Here is a 14,267-nt window from a genome sequence, read left to right on the forward strand (position 1 = left end):
CACTCCTATTAAAATAACTCAATGCCATCATCAATTTCTTCCACTTCTTCGGACTCTCCAAAAAAAGTGCGCTGAAATTGTGTGCGCACCTCTGTGAGCGTAATGCCGTCAATAATTGTTTGGGCGAGATCATTACATTCAGCTTCACTGTTCATTCCATCAGGATTGTTTTCAACAAAGCGGGATAAATGTTCCATCACATCCACAATAGCGTCTGTGCGCTGTTTCATGCGATCTTGGAACTGCATGGTCATCACAACCTGTCGAATATCATTTGCTATAGCTTGCGCCTCTTCTGTTGAGTCTCCAAGCACACTTTGAATATCGGAATTGCGATTAACCAAAGCATCCATCAATATTTCCAAGCTCTTCTTGGCGTCAATCTGGACAGAAAAATCCAGCGCACCAATACGGCTAAGTTCCTGATATTCATCTTTGATGGAAGATATCACTTCTTGAATACTTGAAGTCACCGATTGAGTGCTTGTCAGCATACGTGTGGCTAATCTATCAATCCCCTCAGAGACCTTCAACATCTCCATAGATACAACTTGAAAACCACTTGCTACATCACCCGCTCTTGCGGCTTCTATTTGCGCATTCAGGGATAAGAGGCGCGTTTGCCTATTAATTCCTTCAATATCACGGATACATCCATTTAGCTCACTCATTTCTTTGAGGATTTGATCGAGCGAATAAATCAAACCAACGCCTTGTTTGGAAAGCACAAGCACGCGGTTGGATACTTCTTCGAGGGATTGTTTTAGAAAAACAGGAATGGTTGCAAGGTCGACTTCTTGCCCCTCATGGTCCACTTTAGAGACTTGAGATACGAGGCTAGAAAGTCGCTCAGCCTGACCTTCAGTCGCCAAGGTCAATTTATTGAACAAATCACTTAATTGACCCGCCTGATGTTCTACATCAACGGATGTCTCTCTCAGAATCTTGTTAGAGCTTTCAACTGTCCCGAGCAATATACGAGAAAAAGCAGAGGTGCTTACACCTTCTCTGCCTTCTAAACTATTTCCCATTTCCATCTCTAACAACATAAGCATCTCAATTCTTTAAAATATTTTATATTTCAGGACTTAGATTCGTATTGCATTCGACTTAGCAGCCGCTGCATCCAACACTTCCTCAATTATTGCATCTTCACGAAGCTGCTGATCCACAGCGCCTATTTCAAAAGCAGCTCGGGGCATGCCATAAACGATGCTCGTCGCTTCATCTTGTCCAAAGGTTTTAGCACCGGCCTGTTTCATGTTCAGCAGCCCTTTGGCACCATCCTTACCCATTCCCGTCAAAATAACGCCTATTGCCTTTGAACCACAGTGTTCTGCGACAGAGTCAAAAAGCACATCAACAGATGGTCTATGACCATTGACCGCAGGCGCATCACTCAACTTACAGATATAATCAGCTCCCGAACGTTTAAGTGTCAGATGCTGGCTTCCAGGAGAAATCCAAACTTCACCGGGACGAACCCTTTGATTATTTTCGGCCTCACGTACTGTAACCGCACACGTTTTATTTAATCTTTCGGCAAATTGTCGCGTAAAATTGGGTGGCATGTGTTGGGTAATCAGTATTGCAGGAGAATTACGCGGCAATTTAGGAAGTAATCTTCCCAACGTCTCAACACCACCAGTCGATGCGCCTATTGCGACTAAATTTTCAGTGGTTTCGAATGACGTGAACGTCTTATTCGTGACCTGAACAGGCGCAGTTCGACGACGTTGAATATTGGAGGTTGCAGCCGTTTTTACCTTTTCTATAAGCTCTTGCGACATGGTTTCCATATTAGCAGCAAGATCGAGAGCAGGCTTCGTCACAAAATCAACTGCTCCTAGTTCTAAAGCACGCAGAGTGACATCAGCACTTTTTGTCGTCAGTGAAGAAATCATCACAACAGGCATTGGTCTTAGGGACATGATTTTTTCAAGAAAAGAGATACCATCCATTTTAGGCATCTCTACATCGAGAGTTATAACATCAGGATTGGTTAATTTTATTTTTTGACGAGCGATAATCGGATCCGGTGCAGTTGCAACAACTTCTATCTCCCCTGTCTTTTCAAGTAAGGAAGGGATTATGCGACGCATCAAGGCACTATCATCGACCACTACAACTTTGATTTTACTCATTTTGTATGTTCCTTAAAATAACTCTATAGAAGTCGGTGCAACCTCAATCTTGGGCTGTAGCAATGCTTCTTGATGCACGACTGAAAGCCCAGCACTGGCATCCAAAAACTTCCTCCAAGCGCGTCCCGTCACTGGCTCAAACAAAATACGTCGTCCACTTTCCCCACCGAGATCCATTTTTGTTACATTCAGCTGTTCAACAGCTGAGTATTCTTTTGCAAACAAGGCATTTTTGGAACCAACACGCCCGAGGCCTTTGACAACATTGCCTCCACCAAAAAATTTACAATTTAGACGCTTTTTCTCTGCCCCCTGCTGCAGAAGTTCATTTATCAACGCATCCATTGCGTGATTGCCGTAACGAAGCGCAAGGCTAGCGCCACTCCATAAACCGGCATCATCATGAGGAAGCATGAAATGATTGACACCTCCGACTTTGGACAGCGGATCCCAAATACAGGCAGCAACACAAGACCCTAATACGGTTGCAATGACCTCATCTTCATCTCTGGAGACGTATTGCGTTCCTGGTAATACCGTAACTACCCAGCGTTTTTTTTCGCTGTCAAAATAACGAGATACTCCATCATCTGAACATTTTTTCGATGAAAACGTGCTCATAATCTACGCACCACATTTGACGGCTCATAAATCGTGCGACCTACAAGTTTGAAAGGCGAATTTTCAACGAGAATCGATTCTGAATGCCCTAAGAAGAACCAGCCTTCCTCGGAGAGCACCTCCGAAAAACGATCAACAAGCAATTGTTTTGATGGTAGATCAAAATAGATAAAAACATTGCGACAAAAAATCATGTCAAAACTAGTTTTTATCGGCCAAGCACCATGTAAATTCAATCGGTTAAAAGTGAGATGTCTTTTCAACTCAGGCTTTATTTCAAACTGACCATCACCGAGTTTATTGATATATGAGCGACGGTAGTCTTTTGGTATTTCTTCTAAAGCCTTGTTTTCATATATTCCTTTTTTAGCTGCAGCTAAAACACTCGTATCAATGTCAGTCGCGAGTATCTTCCAATCCCATTGCACAGAACCTTTAAGTCCATTGGCGATCACCATTGCCAAAGTATATGGCTCTTCGCCAGTAGAGCTCGCCGCACACCAAATTCGCAGGCGTTTATTTCCAGTCTTTTCTGCCCGCTTTTTCCAATAAGGAATAATCGTTTCTTGCATATACTGGAAATGGTGAGGCTCTCGAAAAAAACGCGTATGATTGGTCGTCAATGTATTGATCAAGTGCTTGATTTCACTTTTACCCTGCGCACCTTCTAATATGCTTAAATAAGAAGAAAAATCAGACAAAGATAACGCCCGCAAACGCCTACTCATTCGAGAATAAACTAATTCACGCTTTGAACTATCAATCACAATACCAGCGTGTTTATAGATTGCCTTAGCAATCGCTTGAAACTCGCCATTGCCCATTTTGAACTCGCGTTCTGGGTCTGCTACAGTATTTTTGGCTAAAGCGTTCATAGTATTACTCAGCTATTAAAACTCGCTCCAATCATCGTCTTCTTGAATGCTCTCCGCCAAAGCAGACTGAAGAACACGCGCTCCTCCTCTGTTTGAAGACTGAACTGGAGTTGGTTTGCCTGTAAAACTTCCGCCTACAATTTTGGGCTTGATTGTATTTTCGCCTACATTAAAGAACCCCATCCGCTCACGCATATCGAGGGCTTGATCTGTCATCGTTTTAGCCGCCGCTGCATTTTCTTCTACAAGAGCAGAGTTCTGCTGTGTCATCTCATCCATCTGAGTAATGGCTTTATTGATTTCTTCAGCTCCAGTCGCTTGCTCGCCAGAAGCAGCACTTATTTCCGCGACTATGTCAGCAACTTTCTTGATAGCATCCACAATTCCATTAAGAGCTTCCCCGGTCTGGTTCACTAAATCAACGCCGCCTTTTACCTGCGAACTCGATTCAACTATTAGATCCTTAATATCCTTAGCAGCCTGAGCAGACCGTTGTGCCAATGAACGCACTTCAGACGCAACAACTGCGAACCCACGTCCGGCATCCCCTGCACGCGCAGCTTCAACGGCGGCATTCAAAGCCAGAAGATTGGTTTGGAAAGCTATCTCGTCTATCACTCCAATAATATCTGAAATGCTGCGAGATGACTGCTCAATCTTACTCATGGATTCAACTGCATTGTGCACGATTTCGCCACCGGACACAGCTGACTCTCTCGCTGTTACAGCCAGTTGGCTAGCATGTTGTGAGTTATCTGCGTTCTGTTTAATCGTTGCAGCCATTTGCTGCATCGATGAGGCTGTTTCTTCAAGGTTTGCCGCCTGCTGCTCTGTTCGCTGAGACAGATCCGTTGCACCCATAGAAATTTCTTCAGCACCAGAAGACACTTCCGTTGCAGAGTTAGAGATAGCTAAAACAGTTTCTTGCAAACGAGCAGATGTGGCATTGGCATCTTCTTTAAGTTTTCCATAAACGCCCTCAAAGTCATCCTCAATTCGCTTGGTCAAATCACCTTGAGACATCGCATCAAGCATCATTCCAAGGGAATCCAAAACAATTGAAACGCGCCCGGACAGAACATTAATACTCTCAGCGAGGAGAAGCATAAACCCATCCTTGCCTTCTATACTGATCGACTTGGAGAAATCTCCACGGGAAACTGCCTCAACAACGTCCTGAACTTCGCGCTCGATTGCTTTTTCTATAGTATCGTCACGCCATTCAACAACAGTTCCTACACGCTCTTTATCTTCACCGAAGACAGGTGTCGCAATAAGATGGAAATACCTTGGCCCGACTCGAATATCTGTTTCATATGTAGATGTCAGACGCGCCAACATTGTACGTTGATGCGTTGGGTTTTTATGGAAAATATCGATATTTGCGCCAAGAAGCTTCTGGCTATCAAACTGGCTTAGTTCTGCTTTTAGGTCATCTTCAGCTACACGCATCATTTCGTGCTGTGCGTCGTTAAGGTACACGATGTTGAAATCTGTATCTGCGATCATAACATTCGTTGTTGCAACATCCAATGCCGAGCGGATACGTGCATTTTCTTTCATGCGTTCACTCTGGGTCAGATCAGAAGCATATTTTACAACCTTAGCCAATTTACCATTTAAATCGAAAACAGGATTGTAAGATGCTTGAAGCAAAACCTTACGCCCACCAGCGGCGACGCGTTCATACTCACCACTATCAAACTCTCCACGGCACAATTTTTCCCAAAATTGTTTGTATTCATGAGACCGAGCAAATTCTGGATCAGCAAACATAGAATGGTGCTTGCCCTTTATTTCAGACAGTGAATACCCCATTGTATTGCAGAAATTTTCATTAGCATTCAATATCTTACCGGTAGTATCAAATTCGATAACAGCTTGAGATTGGTTGATTGCATTAATTTGCGCTGTCATATCAGCAGATTTCAATTTCTCTGCTGTTATATCTGTCGCATATTTGATGACTTTGTATGCGCGGCCATTCTCGTCAAAAATTGGGTTGTATGATGCAACAATCCATATCTCTTTTCCGTTTTTACCAACCCGCCGAAATTCATCTGCAATGAATTCACCTTGCTTCAACTTTTGCCAGAAATTTTTATATTCAGACCCGTCAGCTACTTCGCGTTCCACAAATATGGAGTGGTGTTGTCCGATAATTTCTTCTTTTCGATATCCAACCGTGTCGCAAAAATTCTGGTTTGCATCCAAGATTGTGCCATCTAGCTCAAACTCGATTACCGCTTGCACTTTATCAATTGCATTTTGCTTAGCTGACAATTCTCTCAATTGAGAATGTGTGTTCAACTGACTGCCTTTTCTCATAAAGCCAACTCCCGCTGCAACAGCAGCAACAGGAACACAAAGTATGAGTGCGGGCATCAATCCAAATTGTTGTGAAACCAAGGATATACCAGCCAACCCCGCCGCTCCGCCTACAAACATAGCAGCGGATGACATCAATTGGGATTTAGTATCTTTGGGAGCAGTCTTCATCGTAATTGGAGAATTCGAGTTCATCTGGGCATTCCTTCAGAGCAAACTATTGATTTGTGGGGATATCGGATCCATCAAATTCGCGGATCTGGGAAACGAGTAAATTTTCAAGGTCTAGCATCGCGACCATTTGATCTTTTTCAGTCAAGAACCCCGTAAAAACGTCCGCATCTTTTTTTACGTTCGTTTCAGGAACAGGCTTTATCTGATCATCTTCAACAATCAGAATATCTGACACTGCATCAACCAATAAACCAATTTGTCGTTCATTAATTGAAACAATAACAATGACATGTCGTTGTGTTGGATCTGTCATTGTTTCACCAAGCCGACATTTCAAATCAATAATCGGCAAAACAGCACCACGCAGGTTTAATACACCACGCACATAATCGGGTTGATTGGGTAGGCTTGTAATATCGGCCCAACCTTTAATTTCACGCACCGACATAATATCGACGGCATAACAGGCATCACCAACGGTAAAACTAACATATTGCCTCGGCGGAGAAGGCGCTTCTGTCGCCCTATCAGCATCTTGAGAGAAATCAGACTCCATTTGAGATTGGTTCATCTGCTCTGTCCTCTTGTTGCATTTGCTTGGAATTGATTTTCAGCTTCTATGGCTTGACCCTTGTCAAAATTGGAAAGAGATGGCTTAGGCGTCATGGTAACAAGGCCATCGACATCAAGTATCAGCCGCACTCTACCGTCTCCGAGAATTGCCGACCCAGCCACACCTGGAATATTGTAGTAGTTTGTCTCAAGGCTTTTTATGACGACTTGTTGCTGCCCCAGCAGCTCATCCACAACAATCCCGACCTGACGACCAAACTCTGTTTCAACAATCACTGCGAGTTTTCGCAATGGTTCAGTCAATCCCTTTCGGGAAAGCCCCATACATCCACAAAGATCGACCAATCGAATGGTGTTTCCTCTCAAAGAAAGGACTTGCCCACCATCAGGCATTTGCTTAATTTGACTCGGTGCAGGGCAAACTGTTTCTACAATAGAAGATAATGGTATGACATAACGCTCTCCTGCAGTGGCGACTAACATTCCATCCAAAACAGCCAATGTTAGTGGCAGTGCTAAAGTGAAGCAGGAACCATGTCCCTTCTTTGAATCAAGCGTAATTCGACCACCTAATTTTTGAATATTTCGGCGCACAACATCCATACCAACACCGCGCCCGGAAACATCGCTAACGGCACTAGCCGTTGAAAAACCTGGGCGGAAGATCATCATTTCGATATCTTCTTTTGTCAGCTCATCGCCTTCGGCAATCAAGCCTTGCTGAATAGCTCTGGCAACAACCTTATCAGGGTCTAAGCCGCGGCCATCATCACTCACCCGTATCAGAATTCGGCCATTTCGTTGTTCAGCACTTAAACGAACAGTTCCTTGCGCTTTTTTACCCGCTTGCACGCGATCCTCAGGCATTTCGATACCATGGTCCATACAATTGCGGATCATGTGGGTAAGCGGATCAGAGAGTTCTTCAATAATCGTTTTATCTACTTCAGTTGCCTCACCTTCCAATATAAGTGTGACATCCTTTTCGAGTTTTGTAGAAAGATCACGTACCAATCGAGGAAACCGAGAAAACAGTGCTTTAATCGGCTGCATACGAATTGCCATAACGCCTTCCTGCAACTGCCGTGTCCGCATTGTCAGATCTTCTAACGCTTGCAATTGATTAACTTGCGCAATACCGATTTCAGAGGAAATGCTCTCAAGCGCCATGGCTTGAGCAATCACCAATTCCCCAACCATATTTACAAGCTGATCCACCTTTTCCAGATCAACCCGAATGGACCCCAATTGAGGCTTTGCACGTTCTGTTTCTGGTTTTGCGGACTTTCCGACAATAACCTGCGCGCCATCAGGTGATTTATCGTCAACAGAACTAGATTTTACAATCTCTTCTGCATCCGCTTCAGATATGGTTTTTGCTTTAATCGTGAGTTCGCAATCATCTTCTACGAACTCGAATACCGCTGTAATATCTTCAACACTACAATCACTACACAATTCAATGTTCCAAGAGAAATAGCTCTCCATTGGATCAAGTTTGGACAATTCAACAACTTTTGAAGTGTCTATGTGTATGTTTATGTCACCTAAATCAGATAAAGCTTCAAAAAGTAATTGCGGTTCATTTGCTGTTTCATACATAGACCGGAATGGTCGAAAATAAATTTCATAACTAGTTCTAGTCGCTTCAGCATTTTCAACGACCGCAACAGGCGTCACCTCAATAGCTTTTTTAGGATTCAATTGACGGAGTTTTTCAAGTGTCACAGACTCCAAACCATCAGGCGCTTCCTGCCCTGATTGAGCATTCTCAACTAATTCTCGAAGGACATCACCAGACTGGATAATGAGTGCAGGCCCATCAGCTTGTAAACCAATCAAATCGCCACGAACTTGATCTAGAAAGTCTTCAAGCTCATGCGCATAGACGACCAATCTATCGAGTTTGAACGCTCCAGCACCAGCTTTAATAGAATGAACAGCACGGAAAAGCTCGTTTAAAGTTTCGCTATCATTTCCCTCCGGCTGAAGTGTCGTAGCGACATCCTCAAACCGTTGAAGAAGTTCATCGCACTCTTCAAAAAACGTTTGCCGAAACTGTTCAAAATCATTCATCCCCCAACCCCCTAGCGACAGACGCGCTTTACAACGCTAAGCAACTGATCTGGGTCAAAGGGTTTTACAATCCACCCTGTAGCACCGGCAGCCTTACCAGCTGCTTTTTTTGTTGCATCAGCTTCCGTGGTTAGGATTAAAATCGGCGTTGAGCGAAATTGCGGTTTCATTCGCAATTCTTTGGTCAGCGTTATGCCATCTTTGCGCGGCATATTCACATCTGTTATAACCAGATCAAAAATGCCGACACCGCTAACTTCAGTCGCTCTTATACCATCCTCAGCTTCTACGACTTCATAACCTTCGCGTTTTAGCGTAAAGGAAACCATGTCTCTCATTGTTTTGGAATCATCGACAACCATAACACGTTTAGACATTTCCATCTCTCCATCGATCAACAACATTGGCTAATCCCAGCGTCGTCATTGCTCCTATAAAATCGGAGCTCATATTGTTATTTTGAAATTGCTTTTCTCGACTGATGCATTCTTTCTCTGCACTCAGCAGAACTTGAATTGCTGTGGTATCAATCAACGTCACCTCAGAAGCGTCTATGAGGATAGGATCATCTGTTCCGCTTTTTTCCAATAAGAACAAATGCAAACTGTCAACGGCTCTTCCCGTGAGACGGCTTTCCAATTGAATGATTTTTTCCAATTGCGGCGTTGCCAATTCCTCAACCATAGCGATCCATAAACCTTTAAAATTGACGCTAACACAAAACGACACAATCTTAAGTTTTGCGCTCTCAAGCACTGCCACATTTCTTCAAAAGAGAAATTGACATTTTAAGAAACAATTGCACAAAAAGTAACTAAAATAGCAACTTTCATAAACTATCAGGTAACGCGAAAGTCATAATAACTACTTAACGATGAAATTCTCTTCTTAAATTTTTTAGAAATTACATCAATATATTGCAACTTGTAGGCAACCTAAATCTGCCGAAAGCCATTTGTTATAGAATTTAAAATAGCAAATTTGGTATATCGAGTGTATAAACTATAAAGATCTAGCGTTGAATTACATTCAACCCAGTACTCGAAATCGCCCAACACAATATTCACCAATGACATATTGATTTTGTATTGGTGAACTATTTACACCAAATCTTTTCGATAAGTTATGATGCAATATTCACTCACTGCCGTTATTAAGAGACTATTATTGTAGACATCAATTACATGCGCCCCAGCAGTTAGCACTCACCCCAGCAACTCTTCTACTTTGCTTGCGCCAGCAAAACAGCAAAGCAATTTCTTCTCTATTGCGCTAACCCCAGCCAAGAACGAACAGGTGCAATTCTAGACAATAAAAGCCGCTCTACCACAAACAAAATGAGTGCTGTAATGCCAAGTGTTGGAAATATTACTCCAAGCGCCAAAAGTAAAAACGCAACACTCCATATCATCTGATTTGATCCCAATGGCTTGGGTGCACCCAAACCTGTTTTGCGCCGCTTCATCCACATAATCGGTCCAGATAGCGACAACATCGCCGCCCCCAAAGCAGCAAAAAGCATAAGAAGCTGATTGGGAATTCCAAAGTAATTCCCCATATGTATCGCCACGCCCAACTCTACTGTTTTGGCCCCAATACCATAGTCTGCAAAACCGACATTATTGATCACCTCACCAGAGTATTGGTCTAAATGTATTGTGCGTTGACCTTCTGGTTGGTCAGGATATGTGTATGCCGTAAAGACATCATGGGCATCTTTAGGCAGGGATAGGCGATATGCTGTTGTCAGTCCTACCCCTTCCAAAATAGCGCTAACTTCTTTTACTGAAATAGGCATCTTGTGAGTGTGCTCAGAATGCGGTGCCGGTGCCGGTTCCATTGCCCAAGAAATGCCCGGCGTCGTCTCGGCAAGCGTTTGTACAGGGTCAGTTTCTATCGCATCATGGTTCATATGCGTACGATAGGATGCTGGATAACCAACACCCATGCTTGTCATTATGCCTTGAAGATACCCTCCCCAATTGGAAGCCCAAGGCAATCCGCTTAGAATTAGGAATAACAGAAGTCCAGATGTCCAAATTCCTGTTAAGGCATGTAAATCCCGCCAAAATGGGCGACCCTTGCCCAATCGCGGCAAAAATACACCCCAAACTTTATTTGGCGTACGCGGCCACCATAAATATAACCCTGTAAGAATAAGCACAATTGTCCAACAGGATGCCAATTCAACAATAAGGTCGCCCGTCTCTCCCATAAGGAGTGAACCATGCATACGATCTGCGAAACCAACTAGCGTTTGCCCATATATGAATGAACCATTCGCAATACCCGACACAGGATCAACATATACCCGAAAAGGCTCTCCTATTTCAGGCGTTAGAAAAACGACCGCCGTTCGTTTGGGAGCTGTAGGAAGATCAACTCTCGTCGCTACCGTATCGGGAAACGCAGCTAGCGCGCCTTCAATTATCTTATGAGGTGGAAGATGCGGCCCTGCTTCTTTTATAAAACGCCAATCAGGATGAGCTATATCCTCAATTTCAGTTACATAAAGATAAATTGCACCTGTAATCGCCAGTATAAGGACAAAAGGTGCCACTAAAATACCAGCATAAAAATGCAGCCGGAATATCACACGATGCAATACAGCTCTGTTTGCTGCCTTAGTCTGAATAAGCTTTGAATCACTCATTGTCATTTCTTTCCAGAAAATCGAACGGCTCCCCAATGAAGAGCCGTTCTTCTCAATTTTATTATCAAAATGAACGTGAGTAAGAGAGTTCAAAACTTCTTGGCTCACCGACAAAGACTAGTCCTGAAGAATAGCCAGACCAATTTGCATAAAATTCGTCGGTAAGATTACGCCCCCGCAAAGTGAATTTTCCAAATTCAGCGTTCCACGACACTGCTGCATCTAAAAGCGTATAGCTTTCCAATTTCACATCATTTGCATTAGAGGTGAAAGCATCACCATTGTGGCGTACCGCTCCTGTAATCGAGATTGGCAGCGCATCTGGCGTATACGTAACCACAAAATCAGCTAACTGCTCTGGTGTATTGGATGGACGATTTCCAGAACGATCACCCCCGCCGCCCTCGATTAGTTCATCAAACTCCGCATTCAACAGGCTTGCACTCAAACTGGCAGACCATTCATCAGTCGGCGTCCAATTTAGCGATAGCTCTCCCCCTTCAGAGATCTGACTACCACCTTGAACCGTGATATTTGGATTATTGGGGTCACGCGTGAGAATATCATCTTGAGTGATGTGGAAAACTGACGCTGTGACATTCAGGCTTTCTCTAAAGAGCGAAGATTTAATTCCAACCTCATAGGAATCACCTGTCGACACATCAAAATCTGCACGACTTGAACTCATAAAAAACAATCCTGTCACCGGCGTAGCCGCACGTGTGTATTGGGCAAACAACTGTGTTTGAGGTTTTAAATTATAAACTGTTCCTAGACGCCAAGTGACAGGATCATACTCTTGCCCATAATTGATGACGTCATCAGAAATCACATCTATGACCTGACGGTCCAGTTCGAATTTATCCAACCGAACACCCCCAACAATCAGCCAATCATTTGTGATATTAAACGCATCCTCCATAAAATATGCGAGCGCTTTTACATCTGCTGTTACATCCTGCTGATAAGTAAAATTTGAAGGATCTTCAGGAGGGAAAACGCCGCGTTCTGGATTAAACGGATCAACACTCGTCGCTGAACCAAAACGACGCAATGTGAAAAAATCAGTATCGCTGACCTCTAACCCCGCTGTGAAACGATTTCGGTGCCCAACTAAATTTCCATCATAGGCCATATGGAGGCGCTGGTTCCAATATTGATGGTCATGCGTAATATGTGTCGCATAACGATCAACAAGGCCCGTTGCACCATTGAAAGTGTATTCGTCGGCATCGATCCAATGGCGATCAGACGTGTACCAACTTGTATCACTGACAAGCGTCCAATCTTCAAAAATTTGATATTCAGCCTTCGCGCGTAGCCACGTATTTTCTGACGCCATATCTCCATCAAGAACGTTGAAATTTACATCACGCATCTCTTCATCAAGGACAAGACCGGCACTTCCAGACACCACATTGGAGGGGTTGCGCGCAATTTCAGACGAGACAATTGGTGTGCCATAATAGGCTGTGTCGAATTCATCTTCAAAATAATCTGCTGACAATGTGATAGAAAGCTTATCAGTTGGCTGCGCCAGAAATGCTAATCGCCCTGCAATTTTTTGGGAATCTGTGCCATCAATCCAGCCGCCAGATTTGGCAAATGAAAGATCTGAACGCAAAGCCATGTTGTCACCTATAGGTGTATTCAAATCACCAGCAAAACGCGCCGTATCGTGATCACCATAACTTGCAAAAACTTCACCGCCTATTTCACCCAATTTGGGCTGACGCGGCACAAAATTGATGGCCCCCGCCAGCGCGCCCTCTCCAGATGTTACCGACGCTGGCCCTTTTATGACTTCAATGCGTTCAAACATCCAACTGTCATAGTCTCGCATTCCAGCGTCTGAATTGGCCTGACGCACACCATCAAAAAGATAATTCACAGCACGGTGAAAACCGCGCATAGAAACAGAAGCTGTAGAACCAGGAAGATGACCCGATGTAATGCCTGGCGCTGCATTCAATGCTTCTATTGCTGTTCTTGCTCCCTGCTGTTGCAAGTCTGTTTGGGTCACAACATCAACAATAGCTGGAGTCTCGCGATTACTAAGGCCTAAACGCCCAGCAATGCTTGTTTCTAGATCTAGATTACTTTGGCCGGTTACAATGATTGTATCTTGAACATCTTGCGCCTGTGCTAAAACTGGCACCAGACAAGTGGCGGCCATGCTTAGAAGAATAAAGCGTTTCATTATATTAAAAATTCCCATGGGAACCTGCCTTGCGTGAAATCAGCAGGTATTAGAATATTGATTTAAAGTGATTTTTGGAAAGGCAGACCTTAATCTCTTTCCATTTGCCATCAGGCAACCGTCATAAAAACGAATGCAAACAGCACACAAAGCATTGAAGTTTGTGTGATGGACAGCTTTTTAAATCAATATCGGTGGACCACGTGCTGGAGGCGGTGGAGCGGCAAGACCTTGGCCCGGCACGACAAATGCTGGTTTGGGAGAAACAAGCATTTCCTTTGTTCTAGGTGCGATGAGCACAGATACCAAATCAGGCTCTGTCCCGTGACCTGACATAGCCAACAAAGTACAGGCTGACGTCCCACTATCATCCTTTTCAGGAGACGGGATCGGAGTGTCACTACTTAGAAGATTCCCAGTCTGAAAATCCAGAAAAACAGTATCTGAGGTCGTCCCATCACCATGACAAACAGTGATAGGGAAAAGATTGCCAAGAGAAGCCTTCTCCATCGAAAGCATATAGCCAGTAGGTATCACCGCACGTACAAACACCGCCATTAACGCCAATGCGCTAAAGACCAATCTTATAGATTTCCGTGTTGTACTTATTCCCATCATGACGA

Annotated in this window: 12 protein-coding genes; all 12 read right to left on the minus strand. The window is 43.8% G+C overall.

All coding sequences use genetic code 11. The features are described from left to right. Positions 1-8 precede the first annotated feature (8 nt). Positions 9-1,031, minus strand: coding sequence for a methyl-accepting chemotaxis protein (locus HBAL_RS10880; protein ID WP_233356673.1), 1,023 nt, complete (start codon positions 1,029-1,031; stop codon positions 9-11). 57 nt (positions 1,032-1,088) lie between these two features. Then, the gene (locus HBAL_RS10885; protein WP_015827997.1) at positions 1,089-2,144 is read right to left on the minus strand and encodes a protein-glutamate methylesterase/protein-glutamine glutaminase; all 1,056 of its coding nucleotides are present in this window, start codon (positions 2,142-2,144) and stop codon (positions 1,089-1,091) included. A gap of 12 nt (positions 2,145-2,156) precedes the next feature. Continuing rightward, positions 2,157-2,765 carry a CheD, stimulates methylation of MCP protein gene (locus tag HBAL_RS10890; protein WP_015827998.1) on the minus strand — a complete coding sequence of 203 codons (609 nt, stop codon included), beginning with the start codon at positions 2,763-2,765 and terminating at the stop codon, positions 2,157-2,159. Continuing rightward, entirely contained in the window at positions 2,762-3,640 is an 879-nt protein-coding gene (locus HBAL_RS10895) for a CheR family methyltransferase (protein WP_015827999.1), read from the minus strand. Before HBAL_RS10895 ends, HBAL_RS10890 begins: the two co-directional genes overlap by 4 nt. Before the next feature lie 15 nt (positions 3,641-3,655). Further along, the gene (locus HBAL_RS16995; RefSeq protein ID WP_015828000.1) at positions 3,656-6,163 is read right to left on the minus strand and encodes a methyl-accepting chemotaxis protein; all 2,508 of its coding nucleotides are present in this window, start codon (positions 6,161-6,163) and stop codon (positions 3,656-3,658) included. Between the two features lie 22 nt (positions 6,164-6,185). Continuing rightward, positions 6,186-6,713, minus strand: coding sequence for a chemotaxis protein CheW (locus tag HBAL_RS10905; RefSeq protein ID WP_015828001.1), 528 nt, complete (start codon positions 6,711-6,713; stop codon positions 6,186-6,188). Then, positions 6,710-8,791 (minus strand): chemotaxis protein CheA, encoded by a 2,082-nt coding sequence (locus tag HBAL_RS10910; RefSeq protein WP_015828002.1) that lies wholly within the window; start codon positions 8,789-8,791, stop codon positions 6,710-6,712. The genes HBAL_RS10905 and HBAL_RS10910 overlap by 4 nt, the downstream gene beginning before the upstream one ends. A gap of 11 nt (positions 8,792-8,802) precedes the next feature. Continuing rightward, a complete protein-coding gene (locus tag HBAL_RS10915) occupies positions 8,803-9,168 on the minus strand; it encodes a response regulator (RefSeq protein ID WP_041301545.1) in 366 nt (121 codons plus the stop codon). Further along, complete coding sequence (locus HBAL_RS10920) at positions 9,161-9,547, minus strand: STAS domain-containing protein (protein ID WP_149037408.1); 387 nt, start codon at positions 9,545-9,547, stop codon at positions 9,161-9,163. The genes HBAL_RS10915 and HBAL_RS10920 overlap by 8 nt, the downstream gene beginning before the upstream one ends. A gap of 508 nt (positions 9,548-10,055) precedes the next feature. After that, positions 10,056-11,444: a PepSY-associated TM helix domain-containing protein gene (locus tag HBAL_RS10925; protein ID WP_083773152.1), complete on the minus strand. Its 1,389-nt coding sequence runs from the start codon at positions 11,442-11,444 to the stop codon at positions 10,056-10,058. A 64-nt stretch (positions 11,445-11,508) separates the two neighbouring features. Beyond that, a complete protein-coding gene (locus HBAL_RS10930; RefSeq protein ID WP_233356674.1) occupies positions 11,509-13,644 on the minus strand; it encodes a TonB-dependent receptor in 2,136 nt (711 codons plus the stop codon). Positions 13,645-13,824: 180 nt separating this feature from the next. Continuing rightward, positions 13,825-14,262: a hypothetical protein gene (locus tag HBAL_RS10935; protein ID WP_015828007.1), complete on the minus strand. Its 438-nt coding sequence runs from the start codon at positions 14,260-14,262 to the stop codon at positions 13,825-13,827. Positions 14,263-14,267 lie beyond the last annotated feature (5 nt).

This window comes from Hirschia baltica ATCC 49814, from assembly GCF_000023785.1.
Classification (GTDB): domain Bacteria; phylum Pseudomonadota; class Alphaproteobacteria; order Caulobacterales; family Hyphomonadaceae; genus Hirschia; species Hirschia baltica.

Coding starts and splice junctions, on each gene's coding strand:
- HBAL_RS10890 (WP_015827998.1), bottom strand. CDS start 2,765: ATGAGCACGTTTTCATCGAAAAAATGTTCAGATGATGGAGTATCTCGT.
- HBAL_RS10915 (WP_041301545.1), bottom strand. CDS start 9,168: ATGTCTAAACGTGTTATGGTTGTCGATGATTCCAAAACAATGAGAGAC.
- HBAL_RS10880 (WP_233356673.1), bottom strand. CDS start 1,031: ATGGGAAATAGTTTAGAAGGCAGAGAAGGTGTAAGCACCTCTGCTTTT.
- HBAL_RS10885 (WP_015827997.1), bottom strand. CDS start 2,144: ATGAGTAAAATCAAAGTTGTAGTGGTCGATGATAGTGCCTTGATGCGT.
- HBAL_RS10895 (WP_015827999.1), bottom strand. CDS start 3,640: ATGAACGCTTTAGCCAAAAATACTGTAGCAGACCCAGAACGCGAGTTC.
- HBAL_RS16995 (WP_015828000.1), bottom strand. CDS start 6,163: ATGAACTCGAATTCTCCAATTACGATGAAGACTGCTCCCAAAGATACT.
- HBAL_RS10905 (WP_015828001.1), bottom strand. CDS start 6,713: ATGAACCAATCTCAAATGGAGTCTGATTTCTCTCAAGATGCTGATAGG.
- HBAL_RS10930 (WP_233356674.1), bottom strand. CDS start 13,644: ATGAAACGCTTTATTCTTCTAAGCATGGCCGCCACTTGTCTGGTGCCA.
- HBAL_RS10925 (WP_083773152.1), bottom strand. CDS start 11,444: ATGAGTGATTCAAAGCTTATTCAGACTAAGGCAGCAAACAGAGCTGTA.
- HBAL_RS10935 (WP_015828007.1), bottom strand. CDS start 14,262: ATGATGGGAATAAGTACAACACGGAAATCTATAAGATTGGTCTTTAGC.
- HBAL_RS10910 (WP_015828002.1), bottom strand. CDS start 8,791: ATGAATGATTTTGAACAGTTTCGGCAAACGTTTTTTGAAGAGTGCGAT.